Genomic DNA, 21,857 nt, shown 5'->3' with positions numbered 1-21,857 from the left:
AGTCAGTCCGGGGCGCGCAGGCGGGCCAGCAGGCTGACCAGCACGAACAACAGGGCAACGGCCACGCCGTTGTGGGCCACCGCCACTTCCAGCGGCAGCGCCAGCTTCACGTTGAGGATGCCGAGGGTGACCTGCAGCACCAGCAGCGCGATCAGCGCGCTGGCCCAGCCACGCATGCTCGGCAAGCGGAACAGGCGCACGCCCAGCCACAGCAGGTAGACGGCCACCACCACCGCGAACAGCCGGTGCGCCATCTGGATGGCGATACGCGAGGCGCCATCCAGCACGCCGCCTTCGTAATCCACGCCGATGCCGCGCCACAGGGTGAAGCCTTCGACGAAGTTGTGCTGCGGCCACCACTGGTTGGCACAGCGGGGGAAGTTGTCCAGCGAGGCGCTGCCGCCGCCGCAGGCCAGCGCCGCGTAGTTGGCACTGACCCAGCCGCCCAGTGCGATCTGGGTGACCAGCACCGCCACGCCGATGCGCAGCACCCACTTCAGCTTCGGCGCTTCGGCCAGGGTGATCGGCATGTGCGTGGCGCGCCAGGCCATCCAGACCAGCAGCGCGAACATCAGCATGCCGCCCAGCAGGTGCCCCATCACCACGATGGGCTTGAGCAGCAGGGTCACCGTCCACATGCCCAGCAGGGCCTGGAAGATCACCACGGCCAGGGTCAGCAGTGCAGCGCGCGCCAGGTCGATGTTGCTCCAGCGCAGCGCGGCGATCAGCAGGATCGCCTCGCCGATCAGAGCCAAGGTACTGGCGGTGCCATGCCAGCCCATCATGTACAGGGGTATGCCGGCGGCCACCAGCACGCAGGCGGTCACCACCGCCGTGCTTCCGAATCGCCGCTTGCGCGTGGCCAGCAGCGCCAGGGTCAGGATCTCGATGCCCAGTGCGCCGGCCAGGAAGCGGTGCACCTGTTCACGCCAGGCCTTGTGGGTCTCCAGCGGGCGGATCTCCGCCGCCGGGTGGCCGATGGTCTCTTCCACGTGCTGCGGCCAGGTGGCCTGGCCATAGCAGGTCGGCCAGTCCGGGCAGCTCAGGCCGGCATCGGACAGGCGCACGAAGGCGCCGAACATGATCGTGCTCGCGGTCATGATCATGGCGAACCACGCCAGGCGGTGGAAATTGCGGTGCAGCGCCGGACGCGCGGAAAGGCTCATCAAACGGGACTCACTTCAGTTTCAGCAACGTGGCCATGTCCTTGCGCAGGCCACCGAGGTCGGAACCCGGGGCATGGCGCATGATCACGAAGCCGTTCGGATCGATCACGTAGACCGGCAGTCCCGCCGGATCATCGACGCCCGGCAACGCCGCGCGCAGGGCTGGCGACGGAGCCAGCGGCCGCAGCGCGGGCAGCGAGGCGATCGACGCCGGTGGCGTACCCAGCCACAGGATCTCGACATTATCGGCGTTATGGCCGAACAGCTGCCACACCTTGCCCAGTCCCTGCGACAAAGTGACGCACTGCGCGTCGCAGGCACCGGCCGGCGCCACCAGCAGGCGCCAGGTACGGGCTTCGGGGTTCCACGGGTACGGCTGGCCGTTGGCCAGGGTCGGCGCCTGCTGGCGCAGGTCCACCGGCGGCTTCAGCAGCTGGCCGGCATTGCGGTGCCCGGTGGGCTGCCAGCCAGAGAAGCGCAGCACGGCGGCCAGCGCCATCGCCCCGAAGAACACGGCAAACAGCAGCACCAGGGTCCGGCGGCCGGAGCCGCGCGCCTGCGGGGACGTAGCAGTGTTCATGCGGGGCATTTTCTCATGGTTGGGTGAGGGATGCGGGTGTGACGCCGCGGTAGTGCCGGCCGCCGGCCGGCATCCAGGAATGCGGGGGTTGCCGGCCAGCGGCCGGCACTACCGGGCAGCACGTCGCCTGCGCCACTCCAGTACCAGCGCGACCACCAGCACGGTCAGGGCCAGCCCGAACCACTGCACGGCGTAGCCCAGGTGGCGCTGCGGCGGCAGCGTGTTCGGCAGCAGGTCCAGGTCGCGTTCGTCGCCAAATGGCAGCGCCGGGTCCAGCCGCAGGACGCGATCGGGCAATGCCGGCAGGCCAAGCGCCGCCGCCAGGCCCTCGTCGGGCAAGCGGCTGGCCAGCCAACGCCCGGCCTCATCGGTAGCGGAGAACGCCGGGCCCAAGGCCAGCCCCGCCGACGGCGGCGGCGCCAGCAGGCCACGCACCGCCGCCGGCGAAGGCGGCGACGGCACATCCGGCAGCCTGCGATCGGGCGGCAGCGCGCGCCAGCCCAGATCGACCAGCAGCACGCTGCCCTCGTCACTGCGGAACGGGCGATAGATCTTCACGCCCGCGCGGCCGTGCCGGGTCTGGTTGTCCAGCAGCACCACGCCGGGCAGGAAACGGCCGTGGTCGGCCACGCCGTGCAATGCGCCAGGTGCAGCCAGGGCCTGCGCCAGTGGCATCGCCTGTGCCACAGCTGGACCTTGTGCATCCAACATTGCCTGTTTGGCATGCATGCGCTGCAGCTGCCACAGCCCCAATGCGGTGAAACCAACCATTGCCAGCACCGCCAGCAGCCATGCGATCACGCGCGTGTGCTGGCGCATCATGACAAGTCCGCGCAAACGCGGTCAGATAGGCGCATCCACCCTGCCCTCGAGCCGCGCATGAGTGATTCGCTGAAGACCCTGCTGGTAATCGCGTTTCTGATCGTCATCGTCTGGAATCTGGGCGCCGGCCTGTATTACCTGCTGGTCGACCGCGGCCAGACCAAGCGCACGGTCAACGCACTGACGCGCCGCATCGCGGTGTCGGTTGCGTTGATCCTGCTGGTGATCGTGAGCATCTACATGGGCTGGATCAAACCGCACGGCATCGGCGGCTGAGGTCACCGATGCGTGCGCGGTCAAAGCACGTAGACGAACATGAAGAGCATCAGCCACACCACGTCGACGAAGTGCCAGTACCACGCGGCCGCTTCAAAACCGAAATGATTGTCGCGGGTGAAGTGTCCCTTGGCCGAACGCAGCCACATCACGATCAGCATGATCGTGCCCAGCAGCACGTGCGCGCCGTGGAAGCCGGTCAGCATGAAGAACGTTGAACCGTAGATGCCCGAGCCGAGCGTCAGGTTCAGTTCCTTGTAGGCGTGGATGTACTCCTCCGCCTGCAGGGTGAGGAAGCCCAGGCCAAGCACCACGGTCAGGCCCAGCCAGATCAGCAGCTGGCGGCGGTTGCCGGCCTTCAGCGCGTGGTGGGCGATGGTCAGGGTCACGCCGGAGGTCAGCAGGATCAGCGTATTGATCAGCGGCAGGCCCCAGGCCGGGATGGTCTGGAACGCGCCGCCGATCGCCGCGGGGCCGTTGGTCGGCCAGCCGGCGGAATAACCCTGCCAGAGCAGCTCGTTGGTCATCACCCCGCGGCCTTCGCCGCTCAGCCACGACAGGCCCAGGTTGCGGGTGTAGAACAGCGCACCGAAGAAGGCGCCGAAGAACATCACTTCGGAGAAGATGAACCAGATCATCCCCATCCGGAACGAGCCATCGACCTGGTGGTTGTAGTTGCCCGCCTGCGACTCGCGCACCACGTCGCTGAACCACCAGAACAACGTCAGCACCAGCATCGCGATGCCGATGTAGAAGGTCCAGCGTCCCCAGCTGGCATCGTTGAGCCAGCTGGCCACGCCCACCATGGTCACCATCATCGCGATGGAACCCACGAACGGCCATTTGCTCTGGGCCGGGACGAAGTACACGTTGGCGTCGGTCGGTGTCTGGGCCATGTCGGTATCCGGGTCAGGGTGCGGCGTGCGCGCCTTCCGAGGTGGCGGCCGGGGCCAGCCGATCGGACAGCGCGTCGTTGCGATAGAAGGTGTAGGACAAGGTGATCGTCTTGATCTCGGGCGGCAGGTCCGGATCGACGATGAAACGCACCGGCATGTCGCGCTTCTCGCCGGCCTGCAGCGTCTGCGCGGTGAAACAGAAGCACTCGGTCTTGCTGAAGAAGCCCGAGGCACGCGCCGGCGCCACCGAAGGCACCGCACTGCCGACCACCGCCTGCTGGCTGTCGTTGCGGGCGAAGTACAGCGCTTCGTTGAGTTCGCCGGGCACCACGTCCATGGTCAGCTGTTCGGGATGGAACGACCACGGCAGGCGCGAATTGACGCCGCCATCGAACTCCACGCGCACGGTGCGCTTGCCGGTGGCGGCGCCTGCACTGGCTTCGCCACCGGGGCCGCGTTCCAGGCGCACACCGAACACCTTCTCGCAGGCGATGCGGTACAGCGGCACCAGCGAGAACGTGAGCAGGAACACCGCCACCGCCACACCGATCAGGCGCGGCAGCCCCGCACTGCGAGACGGTGTGCTGGCTGGCGCCTCGCTCATCGGCCGATCACCCCGCTGAGGATGAAGCCGACGTAGACCAGCACGGCGATGGCGCCGACCCACATCGCCGTGCGCCTGGCGCGCTGGCGTTGCTGTTCGATGCTTCCGCCCTGGTAGAGCCGACCGCTGGTCGGCTGCTTTTCGTCAGTCAAGCCTGGCTCGACTCTACCGATCGGCAGCGGGCTCTCGTTATGCATGCCCCACCTCAATGCGTGATGTCGTCATGCGCCAGATCTCCCGGGCGGATGGTCGGCGGCGTGGTGAAGGTGTGCGCCGGTGCCGGCGACGGCAGCGTCCACTCCAGGCCGCGCGCGCCTTCCCAGGAACGGGCCTCGGCCTTCTCGCCGTTGCGCAGCGAGGACAGCAGGATCGCGGCCATCATGAACGGGGTGACGAACATGCCGAACGCACCGATCGAGCTGATCAGGTTCCAGTCGGCAAACGCTACGCTGTAGTCCGGAATGCGGCGCGGCATGCCGGCCAGGCCGAGGAAGTGCTGCGGGAAGAACAGCAGGTTGACGAACACGATCGACCACCAGAAGTGCACCTTGGCCCACTTCTCGCTGTACATCCGTCCCGTCCACTTCGGCCACCAGTAATACACCGCCGCGATCAGCGCGAACACCGCACCGGTCACCAGCACGTAGTGGAAGTGGGCGACCACGAAGTAGGTGTCGTGGTACTGGAAGTCGGCGGCGACGATCGCCAGCATCAGGCCGGAGAAGCCACCGATGGTGAACAGGATGACGAAGGCCACCGACCACAGCATCGGTGCCTCGAACGTCAGCGAGCCACGCCACATGGTGCTGACCCAGTTGAACACCTTCACGCCGGTCGGGATCGAGATCAGCATGGTGGCGAACATGAAGTAGATCTCGCCGCCCAGCGGCATGCCCACGGTGAACATGTGGTGGGCCCAGACGATGAACGACAGGAACGCGATCGCGGCGGTGGCGTACACCATCGCCTGGTAGCCGAACAGCGGCTTGCGGCTGAAGGTCGGGATGATCTCGCTGACCACGCCGAAGGCAGGCAGGATCATGATGTAGACCTCGGGATGGCCGAAGAACCAGAAGATGTGCTGGTACATCACCGGGTCACCGCCACCGGCGGCATTGAAGAAGCTGGTGCCGAAGAACTTGTCGGTCAGCAGCATGGTCACCGCGCCGGCCAGCACCGGCATCACCGCGATCAGCAGGAAGGCGGTGATCAGCCAGGCCCAGCAGAAGATCGGCATTTTCAGCAGGTCGATGCCCGGCGCACGCATGTTGAGCACGGTGGCGATGATGTTGATCGCGCCCATGATCGAACTGATGCCGGCCACGTGGATGGCGAACACGCTGAAAGCGACGTTGTAGCCGCCCTGCAGCGACAGCGGCGGGTACAGCGTCCAGCCACCGGCCGGTGCACCGCCCGGCAGGAACAGGGTCAGCAGCAGCAGGCTGAATGCCACCGGCAGCAACCAGAACGACCAGTTGTTCATGCGTGGCAGCGCCATGTCCGGCGCGCCGATCTGCAGCGGGATCATCCAGTTGGCCAGTCCGACGAAGGCCGGCATCACCCCGCCGAAGATCATCACCAGCGCATGCACGGTGGTCATCTGGTTGAAGAACTCGGGCTTGACGAACTGCAGGCCCGGCTGCGCCAGCTCGGCGCGGATCACCACGCTCATCGCCGCGCCGATGATGAACATGATGAAGCTGAAACCGAGGTACAGCGTGCCGATGTCCTTGTGGTTGGTCGAGAAGAACCAACGTTCGAAGAAGCTCTGGTGGTGATGGTGATCGTCGTGCCCAACTGCCGAGTGCGCCATTGCAAAACACCTCTCAGAATCGGTTGTCACCGCGGCCGCGAACGGCTGCGGGCTTTACATCACGCTCCGCTGGCCGCGGTGGCAGGCGCGCTGCCCGCTTCTGCAGCAGCAGGCGCAGCCGGTGCCTCGCCCGTCGGTGCAGTCGGTTCGGCAGGTGCCGCAGGCGTGGCGGGCTCGGCGGGCGGCGCCGGCTTGCGCTGCGCCAGCCACTGCTTGAACTCTTCCTTGGACACCGCCTCGACCACGATCGGCATGAAGCCGTGGTCCTTGCCACACAGCTCGGCGCACTGGCCGCGGTAGACACCCGGCTGCTCGATGCGGGTCCAGGCTTCGTTGATGAAGCCGGGGATGGCGTCCTGCTTCCAGCCCAGCGCCGGTACCCACCAGGCGTGGATCACGTCGTCGGAGGTGATGACGAAACGCACCTTGGTATCGACCGGCAGCACCAGGCGGTTGTCGACATCCAGCAGGTAGTGCGGATGGCTTTCGCGGGTCGGCACGATGCCGCTCTGCCGCACCCGGTCGGACTCGCGGTCCAGGCGGCTGGTGAAGGTGACGTTCTCGCCGAGGTATTCGTACTTCCACATCCACTGGTAGCCGGTGACCTTCACCGTCATCTCGGCATCGCGGGTGTCGTACATCTTGATCAGGTTGGCCGTGGCCGGCCATGCCATCACGATCAGGATGATCACCGGGATCACTGTCCAGATGATCTCGGCCTTGGTGTTGTGGCTGAAGGTGGCCGCGACCGCGCCCTTGGATTTGCGGAACTTGAAGATGGCGTAGGCCATCGCCCCGAACACGATGACGCCGATCACCGTGCAGATGATCAACGACAGGTTGTTCGATTCCCAGGCCAGGCGCGAGGTCTGGGTCACCCCCTTGCCCATGTTCAGCTGCCACGGCTTCGGATCGGCCGCCTGGGCCCAGGCCAACGCCGGCATCAGTCCCCCGGTCGCCAGCATCGCGGCGACCGCGTTCACGCACTTCGTGCCCCACCTGCTGCTTTGCTTCATTGCCTAGACCCTTAGCGTCGTCGGTTGCCGCCATCGCTGGCGGCGAGCAAGCTTTCAAGTGTCTCTGCGAGCGTCTGACGTTCGGCCGGCGCGAGGAAACTCCCCACCTCCACCTGCCGGCCGCTGGATGCCAGCCGGACCCTCTCATCGTCGGTGAGCAGGCGCACCCAGTGGGGATGGGCCCGGAACACCGGCGATCCACCGGGTACGGGGATGACCTCCACGTACGCCGGCACTACCCGGATCTCCTCCTGCCGTTCACCGCTGCGCCACAAGGCACGCAGCGCGGCCGCCAGCACCAGGCTGTACAGCAGCGCGAACAGGGGGGCGAATGCATTGCCGGCCCACCACCCGAGGGCGGACACCAGCCACATCGCACCCGACAACACGGTGAACAACAGGACGAACTGCCGGGCATCGAGCGCCCGTGGGGGACGCAGCCGCAGCTGCGTACCTGACCCATCCGGAGCTGGAAGCACCTCGATCATGTCGCAACCGCGTTCCTGCCGCGGGAAACGCCTCGATGGTAGCCCCGCCCTCTCGCCGGTAGCAAGGGTGCATTCACACATTTTCCGATGCTGCAACACAGCATGAGGTCGGCGGTACGAATGACGAATTCGGCATAAACTCCTACGCACTTGCTGAACACGCTGAATCCACCGCAGCTATTGGCTATCAGCGCTTCACGAAGGTGGCTGCTGGGCACTTCCGCAACCCGCAAAAATGATTAAAATCGCCAAGTTTTCCACTGGCCGGACCGGCATGAACGCACCTTCCTCCTCCCCTGCAGCCCACGACGCCCCGCGTCCCGGCGCGTTGCTGTCGCCGGAACTGCCGGCGCCCCCCAACCCGTTCCGCCAGGCCATCACCGACGCCTGGTTGAAGGACGAGGCCACCCACGTGCGCGAGCTGCTGGCGCAGGCCCGCCTGCCCGCCGACGAGCAGGCCCGGGTGCAGGCACTGGCGGCCGACCTGGTCGGCCGCGTGCGCGTGCGCGCCAAGGACCAGGGCGCGATCGAAGCCTTCATGCGCCAATACGACCTGGGCAGCGAGGAAGGCGTGCTGCTGATGTGCGTGGCCGAAGCACTGCTGCGTATTCCGGACCAGGACACCGCCGACAAGCTGATCCGCGACAAGCTGGCCGATGCCGACTGGGAAAAGCACCTGGGCGGCAGCGACTCGGTGCTGGTCAATGCCTCCACCTGGGGCCTGATGCTGACCGGCAAGCTGGTGCAGATGAACGACGCCACCCGCGCCGATGCGCCCAGCGCGTTCAAGCGTCTGGTCGGCCGCGTCGGTGAGCCGGTGGTGCGCCTGGCCGTGCGCCAGGCGATGAAGATCATGGGCCACCAGTTCGTCATGGGCCGCACCATCAGCGAAGCGCTGGCGCGCTCGCACAAGGGCGACAACGCCAGCTACCGCTACTCCTTCGACATGCTCGGCGAAGGTGCGCTGACCATGAAGGACGCGCTGCGCTACCTGGAAGACTACCGTCGTGCGATCCACGCCATCGGCGGCGATCACAAGGCACGCGGCGGCCGTCCGGATGGCGACGTCAACAATGCCCCGGGCATCTCGATCAAGCTGTCGGCGCTGTACCCGCGCTACGAGCACGCCAAGCGCGAGCGCGTGCTGAAGGACCTGGTACCGGGCGTGCTGGAACTGGCACAGCTGGCCAAGAGCTACGGCATCGGCTGCACTGTCGACGCCGAAGAGTCCGACCGCCTGGAACTGTCGCTGGACATCATCGAGCAGGTGTTCTCTGACGCGTCGCTGTCCGGCTGGGATGGCTTCGGCGTGGTCGTGCAGGCCTACCAGAAGCGCACCCCGTACACGATCGACCACCTGGCCGACATGGCGCGCCGCGCCGGTCGCCGCCTGCAGGTGCGCCTGGTCAAGGGCGCGTACTGGGACGCCGAGATCAAGCGCGCGCAGATCGAAGGCTACCCGGGCTACCCGGTGTTCACCCGCAAGCAGAACACCGACGTGTCCTACCTGGCCTGCGCCAAGCGGCTGTTCACCCATGCCGACGCGATCTACCCGATGTTCGCCACGCACAACGCCCATACCATCGCGGCCGTGCGCAGCATCGCCAACGGTGGCGTGTACGAGCACCAGAAGCTGCACGGCATGGGCGACGACCTGTACGCCGAGGTGGTGCCGGCTGACCGCCTGGGCCTGCCCTGCCGCGTGTATGCACCGGTCGGTTCGCATGAAGACCTGCTGCCGTACCTGGTGCGCCGCCTGCTGGAAAACGGCGCCAACTCCAGCTTCGTCAACCGCATCACCGACGAACGCGTACCGATCGCCGACCTGATCCGCGATCCGGTCGAGATGGTCGCCTCGTTCGCTTCGATTCCGCATCCCAAGATCCCGCTGCCGGTTGACCTGCTGCGCAGCCAGAACCACGACAGGAAGAACTCCATGGGCGCCAACCTCGCCAACGACAACGAACTGCGCGCCCTGGCCGAGCAGATCAACGCGGCTGTGAAGCCCTGGCAGGCCGCCCCGCTGGTGCCGGGTGCCAACCCGACCGGCGCCGCGCTGCCGGTGACCAACCCGGCCGACACCCGTGAAGTGGTTGGCCAGTGGCTGGCCGCAGACGCCGCCACCGTGCAGAAGGCCCTGGCCAACGCCGTAGCCGCGCAGCCGGCCTGGAACCGCACCCCGGCCGCCAGCCGCGCCGCCATCCTCGAGCACGCCGCCGACCAGCTGGAAGCACGCATGCCGGAATTCATGGCGCTGTGCGTGAAGGAAGCCGGCAAGAGCCTGCCCGACAGCATCGCCGAAGTGCGCGAAGCGGTGGACTTCCTGCGCTACTACGCCAAGCAGGCGCGCGAGCAGTTCAGCCACGCCGAGAAGCTGCCGAGCCCGACCGGTGAGTCCAACGAGCTGCAGCTGCACGGCCGCGGCGTGTTCGTCTGCATCAGCCCGTGGAACTTCCCGCTGGCGATCTTCCTGGGCCAGGTCGCTGCCGCCCTGGCCGCCGGCAACAGCGTGATCGCCAAGCCGGCCGAGCAGACCAACCTGATCGGCTACTACGCGGTAAAGCTGCTGCACGACGCCGGCGTGCCGGCCGAGGCGGTGCAGTTCCTGCCGGGCGACGGTGCTACCGTCGGTGCCGCGCTGACCGCCGACCCGCGCGTGGCCGGCGTGGCCTTCACCGGCTCCACCGACACCGCCCGTGCGATCAACCGCGCGATGGCCGCGCGTGACGCCGCCATCGGTGTGCTGATTGCCGAGACCGGCGGCCAGAACGCCTTCATCGCCGATTCGTCGGCGCTGCCGGAACAGCTGGTCAAGGACGCGATCGGTTCGGCCTTCACCTCCGCCGGCCAGCGCTGCTCGGCCGCGCGCGTGCTGTTCGTGCAGGACGACATCGCCGACAAGGTGATGACCATGCTGGCCGGTGCGATGAAGGAACTGAAGGTCGGCAACCCCGGCCTGCTGTCCACCGACGTCGGCCCGGTGATCGACGCAGATGCGCTGAAGATCCTGCAGGACCACGCTGAGCGCATGGATCGCGAAGCGCGCCTGATCGCCGCCGCCGAGCTGTCGGCCGAGGCCGCCAACGGCACCTTCTTCGCACCGCGCGCGTACGAACTGAAGGACCTGGGCCAGCTGCAGAAGGAAGTGTTCGGCCCGGTGCTGCACGTGATCCGCTGGAAGGGCGACCAGCTCGACGCGGTGATCGACCAGATCAACGCCACCGGCTACGGCCTGACCCTGGGCGTGCATTCGCGCATCGACGAGACCGTCGACCGCATCAGCAACGGCGTCCATGTCGGCAACGTCTACGTCAACCGCAACCAGATCGGTGCGGTGGTCGGCGTGCAGCCGTTCGGCGGCCAGGGCCTGTCCGGCACCGGCCCGAAGGCCGGCGGCCCGCACTACCTGCTGCGCTTCGCCACCGAAAAGACGGTGACGGTGAACACCACCGCCGCCGGCGGCAACGCCTCGCTGCTGACCCTGGGCGACTGATCGCCCGGTTGATGCAGTGAACGAAAAACCCCGCGAAAGCGGGGTTTTTTATGCCTTGCTTCCTGTAGAGCCGGGCCCACGCTCGGTTTTCCTCGCACAGCCGAGCGTGGGCTCGTTCTACAGAGGCTGGGCGACACTGAACCGGTTGTCCGCACGCTTCGCCAGCTCGCCCTGCACGCGCGCGATGCGCGTCTCCAGGTCGCCTTCCAGCAGCACATACTCGACACCCTCTGCCTGCAGCTGCTCCAGGTACCACGCATGCTGCTGCGCCCGGAAGGCTTCGCCCACCCGAGTGCCGTCCTGATCGAAAGGGATATCCGGCGCACACAGGAACAGCAGGTCATACGGCCGCAATGCAGCCTGCCGCAGTGCCTCCGGCGCCGTACCAGACATCCAGCCGCTGTAGCCCAGCGTCACCAGCGGCGTGGTATCGCAGAACAGCCAGCGATGTGCCCGCCGCGCAGCCTCTTCTTCATGCTGCGGCTGGGTCATCGCGATGCGAAGCAGATCGTCCGGCATCAGGTCGCCGCCCTGCTGCTCCCAGAGCGTGCGGCCATACTCCGGTACCCAGGCGGTCTGCAGGCGCTCGGCCATCACCCGCGCCAGCGTGGTCTTGCCACTGGACTCGCCACCAATGAACGCCACGCGCTGCACATAGCCGGCATAGACCTTCGGTGCAAGGCCATGACGGTGCGCATGCGGATCGGCGCGCAGCTGGGTGCCACACGCCTGCCCGACGTCCAGTGCGCGATCGAACCGCTCATGGCGTACTGGCGCACCGAAGTGCGTGGCCAACGCCTGCGCGAAGCCGTCACCGTATTCCTCGCCGGTGTACACCGCCTGCACCGGCCCGCCGAACAGGCTCAGGCACAGCCAGGCGGTGAACTCGCGCTGCACGTGCTCGTTGTCGCTGTCCTGCGGCAGCGAGCGCACGTGCAAACCGTGCTGGGTGCACAATGCCGCCAGCCGCGCATCATCGAGCACCGCCACCGTCGCCTGCGGGAAGCGCGCTCGCAGCCAGCGCTCGCGACGCTCGGCGCTGTAGCCTGGGAAACCCGGCTGCGACCAGCCGATCACCAGCAGCTGCTGGCAGCGCGTGGCGGCGAAGTCGATCAGGCGTTCGTGACCGAGATGCAGCGGGCAGAACTTGCCCACCACCAGGCCGCGCGCGACACGCTCAGGCAGCGGCATCGGCCGCCCTGGCCTCGTCCCGCATCAGGTGCCGCCAATGGCGCAGGGCGACCAGCGCGTTTATCCAGAAACCGATGTAGAGGATCGAGGTCAGATGCAGGCCACGGCTGTAGTACAGCGGCACTGCCACGGTGTTCACCAGCAGCCACACCCACCACGATTCCAGCTTGCGCCGCATCATCAGGATCTGCGCGATCACGCTCAGCACCAGCACCGCCGAATCGATGTAAGGCGCATAGGCGTTGGTCAGTCGGGTCAGCATCCAGCCGTAGCCGAACGTGGCCACCACCGCCAGCGGCGCCAGCCAGGCCCATGCCCGCGGCCGCAGCGCAGTGATCGGCAGCGGCGCGCCATGGTCGCCGCGCAGCCACTGCCACCAGCCCAGCACGCTGATGGCGATGAAGAAGAACTGCAGCACCATGTCCGCATACAGGTGCGAGCGCTCGAACACGGCCGCAAACAATGCGCAGCCGACGATGCCCAGCCACCAGGTGTGCACGTTGTTGCGGCCGGCCAGCAGGATCGAGCCGGCGACGGCGATGTTGGCGGCCAGCTCCAGCTGGAAGCTCGGGTCGGACAGGTTCATCGCACCATTGTCGCGTAGATCCACGCCCTGCGTCGTCGGACCAGCAGATCCATGCCATGCGTGGATGGAATCAAGGCCGCGCGCGCACCAACAACCGCTGTCTCTCTCCGCTTCCCCAACGTCCTGGCTGCAGGCCGGTTGAAGAGAGCAACGGCGCAAGCCAGTCAGGCGGAACGATGTCCCAGATCACGCCATCGAACGGATGCGGCCATGGCGTTCCCTGAGGATTCGGCGAATGCAGGAACAACGCACTCTGACCGGTATCCGGCGCCAGCGTCACCCAACACTGCACATGCTCCCGCTCGCTCGACGCAACCCGTTCAAGCAGCCGCAGGAGCCCTGCGGCAACGGCGAAGCGATCACTGATATGGCGATTGCCGCGCCCCATCCAGTCAAGATGCGTGTGCCAGTAGTCGAACCATTCCGACTCCAGCACGCGATCCAGAGTCGCGTTCGCCTTGGCCTCTTCCCGAGCCCAGTATCGGATCATCCGCTTCTGGTAGCGACGATCAACCATTTTGTATTCGCCTGCACTGCGTAAATCCCGGCAAGGTGGCAGGCACTGCCAATAAAGTCACGAGCCGGAAGCGTCATCCATGCATAAAAAAAGGCCCCGCCTGCGCGGGGCCCTCCGTGTCCTGCTTCAGGCAATTGCCCGAATCAGAACTTGTACTGCATCGACGCCGCCAGCACGTCGCCGCTCACCTTGTACTTGCCGGTCACGGTGTTGGCAGTGGCCGAGGTCGAGGTGATGTTCGGATCCTTGGTGAACAGGTGGGTGTAACCCACGCTGTATTCCATCTTGTCCGAAGCGGCGTAGGTCAGGCCCAGCGACAGCCACTTGCGGGTGGTGTCCGGCACGCGCACGTCACGGTGGGCGTCGGTGGTCGGGGTCTGGTCATAGGCCAGGCCGCCACGCAGGGTCAGCTTGTCGTTCACGCGGAAATCGGTACCGATCGACGCGAAGGTGGTGTCGCGGTAGTGGAACGGCAGCACGCTGTCCGGCTGGTTGGAGTCATAGTCGACGGTGACCTGGTCGAACTTGCTCCACGCGGTGCGCGTGACTTCGGCCATGATCTGCCACTGGTCGTTCACGCGGTGGGTGAAGCCCACGGTGGCGCTGGCCGGCAGGGTGATGGTCGCGCGACCGTTGCTGTCGATGAAGGTACCCGGGGCAGCGGTGGCCAGGAAGGCCGCCGCATTCTGCGGAATGGTGAAGTCGGCCTTGCCGTCGGTGATCTTGTGCTCGACCTTCGAGCGGTAGCTGAAGGCGATGTTGGTGCCTTCCACCGGGGTGACGGTCATGCCCAGGGTGTAGCCGACCGACACTTCATCACCCTTGATGCGCAGGTAGCCATCGGCGGTGCCCGGCGAGAAGCCGAGCTGCGCGGCCTGGCGTGCAGCGGCCTGCGAGGCCGCCGCAGCCTGGGCCGCAGTGCCGCCGGCAGCCAGCACACGCGCCGCAGCGGTGCGCTGGGCCGTGGCGTTGATCGCGGTGCCGGTATCGACAGCGCTGGTCAGGTCGACGTTCAGGCGCTCAGCGAACACCGAAGCACCGAACGACAGGTACGGGTTGACGTCATAGGAGAACGCCACGCCCAGGTCGATGGCCTGCAGCTCGGTCTTGACGCCGTTGTAGCGGCCGACCCAGTCGCGGTCGTATTCGGTCTTGAAGCCGAACGGCACGGTCAGCGAAGCACCGAAGTGCATGTTGTCGTTCTCGCCGAACGGCACGTGGAAGTACGCGGCCGGAACCGGGGCGATCATGCCGGCGTCGCCGCCGTTGCCACCGGAAATCGGCGCGCCGTTGCCGTACTTGCCCTGGCCGCGGAACTTGGCGCCGAAGCTGATGGCACTGACGTCGCCCTGGACCAGGGTGCCGTCGAGCAGGCGCATGGAGGCCGGGTTGGTGGCGATGACCGAGGCGTCACCTTCGGTCGAGGTGGAGCCGGCGAACGCGCGGCCCAGGCCCTTGGCGCTGTTTTCCTTCAGCTGGAAGGCGGCAGCATTGGCATCGGCGGCGGCCAGCGCACCGGCAACGCCGACGGCCAGCAGGGTCAGTCGGGCAATGGTGGAAGCGGTTTGCATCGTAGTTCTCTCTCTCCGGTAAGCGGTGATGGTGCTCTGAGTGCGCCTGCGCCCGCCGGGTCCTGGGACCCATCGGAGCGCGCCGGATTCCCCTCCCGACATACGACGCCGTATGCGAGTATTACCCAGAGCTGTTAATGAAACAATAACAGCGCAGGCGGTTTTTTCGTCTCAAAAGCTGAACAGGACCGTCCCCACCGAAAGTGGCCGCACGCTAGGCTATTGGCATGTTCGTCTCGCTCCCGTCCCGCAAGAAGGCGGCCCTGCGCTGGGCCACGCCCGTGCTGTTCGCGTCATTGTGGCTGGCGTTCCTGTGGTCGATCTCGCGTCCGGACGATGCCCGCGGCAGCCTCTGGCTGGACTGGGGCGCGCTGTCCACCGGTCTGACCCACCCGCTGGACTGGTGGGCGACCCTGCAGGACGGCAGCGTGCTGCGGCTGTTCACCGCCCTGTTCCTGCACGCGGACTGGTCGCACCTGCTGGGCAACCTGGTGTTCCTGTTGATCTTCGGCCTGCCCGCCGAGCGGGTGCTGGGGCCGTGGCGGCTGCTGCTGCTGTTCCTGGTCGGCGGCGCAGTGTCGAACCTGGTCGCGATCTACACCATGGGCAGCCCGGACCAGATCATCATCGGCGCCAGCGGCGCGGTGTCGGCCCTGATCGGCGCCTATCTGGCCCTGTTCCCGGGCGCGCGGCTGGGCGTGGTGATCCCGCTCGGCCTGTTCCTGGAGTTCGTGCGTGCCCCGGCCTACCTGCTGATCGGCGTCTGGGCGGCGCTGCAGGTGGTGTTCGCCCACATCGGCCCAAGCTTCGGCATGGTGGCCTGGTGGGCGCACATCGGCGGCTTCGTGTTCGGCCTGGTGTACGGGGTCTACGTGCGCGCGGCGCTCGCCCGCCGGCTGCGCAAGCGCCACGGCTTCTGACCGCCCGGGTAGTGCCGGCCGCTGGCCGGCATTTGGTTTCTTCTTCCGCCCTTGAGCCGACGCCGGGCATGGCCCGGCGCTACCTCACGGCTTGGCTGGGGCCGGTGCGGGCTTTGCTTCCGGCTTTGCTTCCGGCTGTGCTTCCGGCTTAGGTTCGACCTTCGCTTCCGGCTTCGCCGCAGCGGCCTTCGCGGCCTTGGCCGCATCCGCCTTCGCCGCTTCGGCCTTCAAGCGTGCAGCCACCGAACCCGGGTTCTTCAGCTCGGCCAGCGCGTCATTGATCGGGCCATCGCCCGGCAGCACCGCACCGGCGTGGTAGCCCTCGGTGCCTTCGTCATCGCCGCGCAGATGGCCTGGCAGGGTCGCTTCGCTGTAATCGCTCAGGCTGGCCGGCAGCGCCTCGTCTTCCGGGCGCGCCGCAGGCTTCAGTTCGACTTCCGGCACGATGCCAGTGGCCTGGATCGACTTGCCACTCGGCGTGTAATAACGCGCGGTGGTCAGCTTCACCGAATCGCCGTTGTCCAGCGGCAGCACGGTCTGCACCGAGCCTTTGCCGAAGGTGCGGCTGCCGACCACGCGCGCGCGCTTGTTGTCGCGCAGCGCCCCAGCCAGCACTTCCGAGGCGCTGGCCGATCCCGCATCGACCAGCACCACCACCGGTGCGCCCTTCAGCAGGTCGCCCGGCGTCGCATCGAACCGTGCATCACTGATGCTGATGCGGCCGCGGGTGCTGACGATGTTGCCCTTGTCGAGCAGGTCGTCGGCCACCTGCACCGCGGCAGTCAGCAGCCCACCCGGGTTGCTGCGCAGATCCAGCACCAGGCCCTTGAGCTGGCCACCGGACTGCTTCTGCAGCTGCTGCAGGTGCTTCTGGAAGTCCGACCCGGTGTCGGCCTGGAAGGTGCTCAGGCGGATGTAGCCGTAGCCCGGCTCCAGCAGGCGGCTGCGCACGCTGGTCACGCGGATGGTCTGGCGGGTGAGGCTGACGTCGAACGGCTTCGGCTTGCCCGCGCGCACGATGGTCAGCACCACCTTGCTGCCGGCCGGGCCACGCAACGGTTCGCTCGCATCAATGGCGCTGATCGGCTTGCCGTCGATGGCGATGATCAGGTCACCGGCGAGGATGCCGGCCTTGGCCGCCGGCGTGTCGTCGATCGGCGAGATGACCTTCATGCTGGCGTTGTCGGGCTGCTGCTGCAACTCCACGCCGATGCCCTCGTAGGCGCCGTTGGCCTGCTCGTCGAAGGCCTGCGCGTCTTCCTTGTTGAAGTACGTGCTGTGCGGGTCGAGGTCGAGCAGCAGGCCGCGCACCGCCGACTGCATCAGCTTCTTGTCATCGACCGGGTCGACATAGGCCGCGCGCACCGCGTTGTACACCGCCACGAAGCGGCGGATGTCCTCCAGCGGCACCTTCGAGGTCACCGCCTCCTCGCTGTTCGCTGCCTGCCCGCTGGTTTCCTGGCTCGGGGCGGGCGCGGTCTGCTGCGCCCAGGACAGCGCCGGCAACAGGGCCAGCAAGAGGGTGGCGGTACGGGCTGCGCGCATGGATCACTCCTGTCGACGGTGGCATGGTGCCCAAGGCACATGCGTCGATTATGCGCGAAGCACAGCTAAATTCCCGTTGAATCCGTCCGCCACGCGACAGCGCCGGATTCAGCGCCGCTGCAGCCAGCTGTCCGGGTTGACCGGCTGCCCGCCCCGGCGCAGTTCGAAGTACAGCGCGGTCACGCCCTGGCCACCGGAATTGCCGACCTTGGCCACCGCATCGCCGCGGCTGACCCGGGCACCCGCATCCTTCAGCAGGGTGTCGTTGTGCGCGTACAGGCTCATGTAGCCGTTGCCGTGATCGACGATCAGGATCATGCCGTAGCCGGTCATCCAGTCGGAGAACACCACGGTGCCGTCGGCCACGGCGGTGACGGTGCTGCCGGCGGGCGCGCCGATCAGCACACCGCTGCTGGTGCGGCCGTCGGGCAGCTTGCCGCCATAGCGGGCCAACAGGTTTCCCGACAACGGCCAGCCCAGGCCACCGACCTTCGGCGCCGGCGCGGAAGCCACGGCAGGCGGGACCTTGGTGGGCGGCGGTGGCGGGCGGCCCTGCGCGGCGGCCTGGCGTGCGGCACGCTCGGCGGCGGCCTTTTCAGCGGCTGCTCGCCGCGCCGCGGCGCGGCGCTCGGCTTCGGCCCTTGCCGCAGCGGCACGCAGGTTGGCCAGCAGCGTCTCCAGTGCCTTGGCGTCCTGGCCCAACGCCTGTTCCTTCTCGCGCTGGTCCTTGAAGCGCTCATCCAGCGAGGCGACGGTCCTGGCGCGATCGCGACGGTCGGCTTCCAGCGCCGCAGCCTGCTGCTTCTGGTCCTGCTGCGCACCCTGCAGCTTCTGCTTGCGCTCGGCGATCTGCGCCTGCAGCACTTCCAGCTCTTTCAGGTCGGCTGTCAGCGTGGTGATGCGCTGTGCCCGCTCGCGTTGCAGGTAGCGGTGGTAGGCCAGGGCACGATTGGCATCGGCCACCGTGTCCTGCGACAGCAGCAGCTTCAGAGGTGCATGGTTGCCCAGCTGGTAGGCCGCACGCAGCAGGCCGGCCAGCTCGCGATGCTGCTGGGCGAGGTTGGCCTGCAGCGTGCTGCGGCGTTGTTCGGCCTCGGCCAGGGCCCTTCCCTGCTCGCGCAGCGCAGTTTCAGTCTGCGCAAGCGCACGGCCGGTGCGGGCCACCTTCTCGTCCGCCTCACGCAGCTGCTGCGAGGCCTGGCCCCGCTGGCCCTCGATCTGCCTGCGCTCCTGCGCCACGCCCTTCAACTCGCTACGCAGCTTCTGCAGCTTGCGCTCGGTCTCGCGGGTGGTCTGAGCGGCGCCCGGCAACGGCAGCGCCAAGGCGATGGCCAGCCCCAACAGCAGGCAGCGCCCGCCGCGGATGGCGGCGATGTGATGTCGGCGTGATGGGAAGGCGTTGTCGCGCAAGGGCTTTCCAGTGACTTCAGGCAGTTGCAGGGGGTACCGGGGAATGGTGACATCTCCGCACGCGGCCTGCCAGCCGCACATCCATCGAGGTCCCATGAAAACTCTTTCCATTCCGCTGTTGTTGGGCGTCCTGCTCGTTGCCGGCCCCGCCGGTGCCCAGGACAACATCAGCAAGGTCAACGGCAGCATCAGCGCCGAGCCTGGCCAGCGCTACGGCAAGCTGGATACCGTCAACGGCGGCATCCGGGTTGGTGAAGGCGTCGAGACCGGCAGCATCGACACCGTCAACGGCGGGGTCAAGGTGGCCGACCGTGCACGTACCGGCAAGATTGAAACGGTCAACGGCGGCGTACGCCTGGGCCGCGAGGTGATTGCACACGGCAGCGTCAGCACCGTCAACGGCAGCATCTTCACCGATCGCGGCAGCCAGATCGAAGGCGGCGTCGAAACCGTGAACGGTGGCATCGGCCTGGTCGAAAGCCGCGTCGGCAAGGACGTGGAGACCGTCAACGGCGATATCACCGTCGGCATCGGTTCCCAGGTCAACGGCGGTGTGCACGTGCGCAAGCCGAACTTCAGCGTCTCGCTCACCGCCAGCCGCAAGCCGCGCGTGATCGTCGGCCCGAATGCTGTGGTCAACGGCCCCCTGCAGTTCGAACGCGAGGTGGTGCTTTATGTGCATCGCACCGCGCGCATCGGTCCGGTCACCGGCGCTGAGCCGATCCCGTTCGACACCGAAACCGCTCCGGCGGACTGAGCGCACCGCGCCTTCGGGTTCGGTGATACTCGCTGACACCGGCCGTGCACGACGTGCGGCCGCCCTTTGTTTTCCAGGAATCGACGATGCCCCGCAAACTCCTTCTGTGCCTGGCCGCCGCGGCCGCGCTCAGTGCCTGCAAAGGCGAAGACACGCCGGCCACCGCACCGGCGTCAGCCACCGACACCGCTGCCGCGAAGCCGGCGGCTCATCAGTTCTCCCCGGAGATCAACGCCGGCGACTTCGCCGAGATGGTCAAGACCCTGGCCTCGGATGAATTCGAAGGCCGCGCGCCGGGCAGCAAGGGCGAGGAACTGACGGTCAACTACATCCGCGACCAGATGCAGCGCATCGGCCTGCAGCCCGGCAACGGCGACAGCTGGTTCCAGGATGTGCCGATGACCGAGACCACGGCCGACGCATCGACCGTGCTGAAGATCACCCAGGGTGGCAAAACCACCGAGCTGAAGTTCGGTACCGACATGGTGGTCGGCACCCGTACCGGCCAGGCTGAGGTGAAAGTCGATGCCAGCGACCTGGTGTTCGTCGGCTATGGCGTTGATGCGCCGGAGCAGAAGTGGAACGACTATGCCGGCCAGGACTGGAAGGGCAAGACGGTCGTGATGTTCGTCAACGATCCGGGCTTCCATGTTGACGACGCGAAGCTGTTCGACGGCAAGCGCATGACCTACTACGGCCGCTGGACCTACAAGTTCGAAGAGGCCGCGCGCAAGGGCGCCGCCGCGGCGCTGATCGTGCACGACACCGCCGGTGCCTCCTATGGCTGGGACGTGGTGAAGAACTCCTGGGCCGGCCCGCAGTACGACCTGCCGGCCAAGGATGACCCGGAAGCCCGCATCCCGGTGCAGGGCTGGCTGAGCGCCGACGCCGCCAAGGCGCTGTTTGCCGGTGCCGGCCTGGACCTGGCGCAGGCTTACAAGGATGCGAGCAAGCGCGGCTTCAAGCCGGTGCCGCTGAAGGCCACCGCCACGGTCGACCTGAAGAGCCAGATCGCGCAGAAGCAGTCGCGCAACGTGGTGGGCGTGCTGCCAGGCAGCAAGCGTGCCGACGAGGCCGTGCTGTACATGGCGCACTGGGACCACCTGGGCAAGCACGAGGGTGAAACCGGCGACAACATCTACAACGGTGCGGTCGACAACGCGACCGGCGTGGCCGGCATCCTTGAGGTGGCCGAAGCCATGGCCCACCAGGATCCGAAGCCGGAGCGCTCGGTGGTGTTCCTGGCGGTGACCCTGGAAGAGTCCGGCCTGCTGGGTTCGAAGTACTACGTCTCCCACCCGACCTTCCCGCTGGACAAGATCGCCGGCGTGATCAACCTCGACGCGATGTCGGTGGCCGGCCGTGCCAAGGACGTGACCGTCACCGGCTTCGGCAGCTCGGAGCTGGAGGACATCCTCAAGCCGCTGGCTGCGGCCCAGGACCGCACGCTGCATGGTGAGACCTCGGTGCAGAGCGGCTTCTACTTCCGCTCGGATCACTTCAACTTCGCCAAGGCCGGCGTGCCGGCCCTGTACGCCGATGGTGGCGAGGACCTGCGCGAGGGTGGCGTGGACGCCGGCCGCAAGGCCGCGGCGGACTACGGCGCCAACCGCTACCACGGTCCGAAGGACGAGTTCGACGCGTCCACCTGGAAGCTGGACGGGACTGTCGAGGACCTGCAGCTGATGTACGGCGTCGGCAAGGAACTGGCCGGTGGCGATCGTTGGCCGAACTGGTACGAAGGCAACCCGTTCAAGGCAGCCCGCGACGCGATGATGAAGGACAAGGCTTCGGCAAAGTAAAGCCGGGCCATGCTCGACTGAACATCGTTGAGAGCAGAGCGGCGCCCCACGGGGCGCCGCTTTTCTTTTGTCTACCGTCGGCGGCTCATCCACGGTTGGTGTGGATCTGCCGGTAGTGCCGGCCGCTGGCCGGCAATCGATTGGTAGCGGCCAACCTTGGTTGGCGCCATGCTTCCTCGCGGAACACCCACGCATGGCGTGGATCTACCGGGCAATGCAACGCCATCGGGTTGCCGGCCAGTGGCCGGCACTACCGGGGTTTCCTGCGCACAAAGAAAAACCCCGCTGCGTGAGCAGCGGGGTTTTGGGTGTAAACCCTGGCGATGACCTACTCTCGCATGGCTTGAGCCACACTACCATCGGCGCAGCTGCGTTTCACTTCCGAGTTCGGGATGGGATCGGGT

General features: G+C 67.0%; 20 protein-coding genes and 1 rRNA gene. 5 read left to right on the top strand and 16 right to left on the bottom strand.

The window, feature by feature from the left end; all coding sequences use genetic code 11:
• Positions 1–2: 2 nt before the first annotated feature.
• The 3 genes from AC5P9P_RS09545 to AC5P9P_RS09535 all read right to left on the bottom strand — a co-directional run bounded on the left by AC5P9P_RS09545 (position 3) and on the right by AC5P9P_RS09535 (position 2,568).
• The gene (locus tag AC5P9P_RS09545) at positions 3–1,166 is read right to left on the bottom strand and encodes a COX15/CtaA family protein (protein WP_005407797.1); all 1,164 of its coding nucleotides are present in this window, start codon (positions 1,164–1,166) and stop codon (positions 3–5) included.
• A gap of 10 nt (positions 1,167–1,176) precedes the next feature.
• Complete coding sequence (locus AC5P9P_RS09540; protein ID WP_033833636.1) at positions 1,177–1,746, bottom strand: redox-active disulfide-containing membrane protein; 570 nt, start codon at positions 1,744–1,746, stop codon at positions 1,177–1,179.
• 108 nt (positions 1,747–1,854) lie between these two features.
• Positions 1,855–2,568 (bottom strand): SURF1 family protein, encoded by a 714-nt coding sequence (locus AC5P9P_RS09535; protein WP_495232711.1) that lies wholly within the window; start codon positions 2,566–2,568, stop codon positions 1,855–1,857.
• Between the two features lie 57 nt (positions 2,569–2,625).
• Between AC5P9P_RS09535 and AC5P9P_RS09530 the strand changes: the two genes are divergently transcribed.
• Positions 2,626–2,844, top strand: coding sequence for a twin transmembrane helix small protein (locus tag AC5P9P_RS09530; protein WP_005412025.1), 219 nt, complete (start codon positions 2,626–2,628; stop codon positions 2,842–2,844).
• A 20-nt stretch (positions 2,845–2,864) separates the two neighbouring features.
• Here AC5P9P_RS09530 and AC5P9P_RS09525 read toward each other — a convergent pair whose 3' ends face one another.
• The 6 genes from AC5P9P_RS09525 to AC5P9P_RS09500 are packed head-to-tail and all read right to left on the bottom strand — an operon-like array spanning position 2,865 to position 7,661.
• Positions 2,865–3,740, bottom strand: coding sequence for a cytochrome c oxidase subunit 3 (locus tag AC5P9P_RS09525; RefSeq protein WP_005412024.1), 876 nt, complete (start codon positions 3,738–3,740; stop codon positions 2,865–2,867).
• Positions 3,741–3,753: 13 nt separating this feature from the next.
• On the bottom strand, positions 3,754–4,344 hold the full coding sequence (locus tag AC5P9P_RS09520) for a cytochrome c oxidase assembly protein (protein ID WP_005412023.1): 591 nt from the start codon (positions 4,342–4,344) through the stop codon (positions 3,754–3,756).
• Positions 4,341–4,541, bottom strand: coding sequence for a hypothetical protein (locus AC5P9P_RS09515; RefSeq protein WP_111173227.1), 201 nt, complete (start codon positions 4,539–4,541; stop codon positions 4,341–4,343). The genes AC5P9P_RS09520 and AC5P9P_RS09515 overlap by 4 nt, the downstream gene beginning before the upstream one ends.
• A gap of 8 nt (positions 4,542–4,549) precedes the next feature.
• Complete coding sequence (gene ctaD, locus AC5P9P_RS09510) at positions 4,550–6,157, bottom strand: cytochrome c oxidase subunit I (RefSeq protein WP_005407790.1); 1,608 nt, start codon at positions 6,155–6,157, stop codon at positions 4,550–4,552.
• A gap of 59 nt (positions 6,158–6,216) precedes the next feature.
• A complete protein-coding gene (gene coxB, locus AC5P9P_RS09505) occupies positions 6,217–7,173 on the bottom strand; it encodes a cytochrome c oxidase subunit II (RefSeq protein ID WP_049453411.1) in 957 nt (318 codons plus the stop codon).
• Positions 7,174–7,184: 11 nt separating this feature from the next.
• On the bottom strand, positions 7,185–7,661 hold the full coding sequence (locus AC5P9P_RS09500) for a DUF2244 domain-containing protein (protein WP_021202927.1): 477 nt from the start codon (positions 7,659–7,661) through the stop codon (positions 7,185–7,187).
• Between the two features lie 274 nt (positions 7,662–7,935).
• Here AC5P9P_RS09500 and putA point away from each other — a divergent pair, with 274 nt between their 5' ends.
• The gene (putA, locus tag AC5P9P_RS09495) at positions 7,936–11,154 is read left to right on the top strand and encodes a bifunctional proline dehydrogenase/L-glutamate gamma-semialdehyde dehydrogenase PutA (RefSeq protein WP_164133488.1); all 3,219 of its coding nucleotides are present in this window, start codon (positions 7,936–7,938) and stop codon (positions 11,152–11,154) included.
• Positions 11,155–11,271: 117 nt separating this feature from the next.
• Here putA and AC5P9P_RS09490 read toward each other — a convergent pair whose 3' ends face one another.
• The 4 genes from AC5P9P_RS09490 to AC5P9P_RS09475 all read right to left on the bottom strand — a co-directional run bounded on the left by AC5P9P_RS09490 (position 11,272) and on the right by AC5P9P_RS09475 (position 15,019).
• On the bottom strand, positions 11,272–12,345 hold the full coding sequence (locus AC5P9P_RS09490) for an AAA family ATPase (RefSeq protein WP_495232710.1): 1,074 nt from the start codon (positions 12,343–12,345) through the stop codon (positions 11,272–11,274).
• Positions 12,332–12,931 carry a nicotinamide riboside transporter PnuC gene (pnuC, locus tag AC5P9P_RS09485; RefSeq protein WP_111173230.1) on the bottom strand — a complete coding sequence of 200 codons (600 nt, stop codon included), beginning with the start codon at positions 12,929–12,931 and terminating at the stop codon, positions 12,332–12,334. Before pnuC ends, AC5P9P_RS09490 begins: the two co-directional genes overlap by 14 nt.
• 70 nt (positions 12,932–13,001) lie before the next feature.
• Entirely contained in the window at positions 13,002–13,448 is a 447-nt protein-coding gene (locus AC5P9P_RS09480) for a hypothetical protein (RefSeq protein WP_033834988.1), read from the bottom strand.
• Positions 13,449–13,591: 143 nt separating this feature from the next.
• On the bottom strand, positions 13,592–15,019 hold the full coding sequence (locus AC5P9P_RS09475) for an outer membrane protein transport protein (protein ID WP_053498726.1): 1,428 nt from the start codon (positions 15,017–15,019) through the stop codon (positions 13,592–13,594).
• 227 nt (positions 15,020–15,246) lie between these two features.
• Here AC5P9P_RS09475 and AC5P9P_RS09470 point away from each other — a divergent pair, with 227 nt between their 5' ends.
• Complete coding sequence (locus tag AC5P9P_RS09470; protein WP_495232709.1) at positions 15,247–15,939, top strand: rhomboid family intramembrane serine protease; 693 nt, start codon at positions 15,247–15,249, stop codon at positions 15,937–15,939.
• 84 nt (positions 15,940–16,023) lie between these two features.
• Here the strand turns inward: AC5P9P_RS09470 and AC5P9P_RS09465 are convergent, their stop codons facing one another.
• Positions 16,024–17,484 (bottom strand): S41 family peptidase, encoded by a 1,461-nt coding sequence (locus tag AC5P9P_RS09465; protein ID WP_111173233.1) that lies wholly within the window; start codon positions 17,482–17,484, stop codon positions 16,024–16,026.
• Between the two features lie 108 nt (positions 17,485–17,592).
• On the bottom strand, positions 17,593–18,894 hold the full coding sequence (locus AC5P9P_RS09460; RefSeq protein ID WP_032965528.1) for a murein hydrolase activator EnvC family protein: 1,302 nt from the start codon (positions 18,892–18,894) through the stop codon (positions 17,593–17,595).
• A 94-nt stretch (positions 18,895–18,988) separates the two neighbouring features.
• Between AC5P9P_RS09460 and AC5P9P_RS09455 the strand changes: the two genes are divergently transcribed.
• Complete coding sequence (locus AC5P9P_RS09455; protein WP_005407780.1) at positions 18,989–19,651, top strand: DUF4097 family beta strand repeat-containing protein; 663 nt, start codon at positions 18,989–18,991, stop codon at positions 19,649–19,651.
• Between the two features lie 86 nt (positions 19,652–19,737).
• On the top strand, positions 19,738–21,453 hold the full coding sequence (locus AC5P9P_RS09450; protein WP_033834984.1) for a M28 family metallopeptidase: 1,716 nt from the start codon (positions 19,738–19,740) through the stop codon (positions 21,451–21,453).
• A 315-nt stretch (positions 21,454–21,768) separates the two neighbouring features.
• Here the strand turns inward: AC5P9P_RS09450 and rrf are convergent.
• Positions 21,769–21,857 (bottom strand): 5S ribosomal RNA (gene rrf / locus AC5P9P_RS09445); the annotation flags it as partial.

It is taken from the genome of Stenotrophomonas sp. YJH_SMC_14-1 (assembly GCF_059372275.1).
Note: the sequence above shows the minus strand (reverse complement) of the source record. Positions and strands in the feature narration are given on the sequence as shown.

Bases quoted from the DNA above. Each gene is read 5' to 3' on its own strand.
- AC5P9P_RS09475 (WP_053498726.1), bottom strand. From the start codon at position 15,019: ATGCAAACCGCTTCCACCATTGCCCGACTGACCCTGCTGGCCGTCGGC.
- AC5P9P_RS09450 (WP_033834984.1), top strand. From the start codon at position 19,738: ATGCCCCGCAAACTCCTTCTGTGCCTGGCCGCCGCGGCCGCGCTCAGT.
- AC5P9P_RS09535 (WP_495232711.1), bottom strand. From the start codon at position 2,568: ATGATGCGCCAGCACACGCGCGTGATCGCATGGCTGCTGGCGGTGCTG.
- AC5P9P_RS09525 (WP_005412024.1), bottom strand. From the start codon at position 3,740: ATGGCCCAGACACCGACCGACGCCAACGTGTACTTCGTCCCGGCCCAG.
- AC5P9P_RS09455 (WP_005407780.1), top strand. From the start codon at position 18,989: ATGAAAACTCTTTCCATTCCGCTGTTGTTGGGCGTCCTGCTCGTTGCC.
- putA (WP_164133488.1), top strand. From the start codon at position 7,936: ATGAACGCACCTTCCTCCTCCCCTGCAGCCCACGACGCCCCGCGTCCC.
- AC5P9P_RS09490 (WP_495232710.1), bottom strand. From the start codon at position 12,345: ATGCCGCTGCCTGAGCGTGTCGCGCGCGGCCTGGTGGTGGGCAAGTTC.
- AC5P9P_RS09465 (WP_111173233.1), bottom strand. From the start codon at position 17,484: ATGCGCGCAGCCCGTACCGCCACCCTCTTGCTGGCCCTGTTGCCGGCG.
- AC5P9P_RS09515 (WP_111173227.1), bottom strand. From the start codon at position 4,541: ATGCATAACGAGAGCCCGCTGCCGATCGGTAGAGTCGAGCCAGGCTTG.
- ctaD (WP_005407790.1), bottom strand. From the start codon at position 6,157: ATGGCGCACTCGGCAGTTGGGCACGACGATCACCATCACCACCAGAGC.
- AC5P9P_RS09480 (WP_033834988.1), bottom strand. From the start codon at position 13,448: ATGGTTGATCGTCGCTACCAGAAGCGGATGATCCGATACTGGGCTCGG.
- coxB (WP_049453411.1), bottom strand. From the start codon at position 7,173: ATGAAGCAAAGCAGCAGGTGGGGCACGAAGTGCGTGAACGCGGTCGCC.
- AC5P9P_RS09520 (WP_005412023.1), bottom strand. From the start codon at position 4,344: ATGAGCGAGGCGCCAGCCAGCACACCGTCTCGCAGTGCGGGGCTGCCG.
- AC5P9P_RS09540 (WP_033833636.1), bottom strand. From the start codon at position 1,746: ATGAACACTGCTACGTCCCCGCAGGCGCGCGGCTCCGGCCGCCGGACC.
- pnuC (WP_111173230.1), bottom strand. From the start codon at position 12,931: ATGAACCTGTCCGACCCGAGCTTCCAGCTGGAGCTGGCCGCCAACATC.
- AC5P9P_RS09470 (WP_495232709.1), top strand. From the start codon at position 15,247: ATGTTCGTCTCGCTCCCGTCCCGCAAGAAGGCGGCCCTGCGCTGGGCC.
- AC5P9P_RS09545 (WP_005407797.1), bottom strand. From the start codon at position 1,166: ATGAGCCTTTCCGCGCGTCCGGCGCTGCACCGCAATTTCCACCGCCTG.
- AC5P9P_RS09530 (WP_005412025.1), top strand. From the start codon at position 2,626: ATGAGTGATTCGCTGAAGACCCTGCTGGTAATCGCGTTTCTGATCGTC.
- AC5P9P_RS09500 (WP_021202927.1), bottom strand. From the start codon at position 7,661: ATGATCGAGGTGCTTCCAGCTCCGGATGGGTCAGGTACGCAGCTGCGG.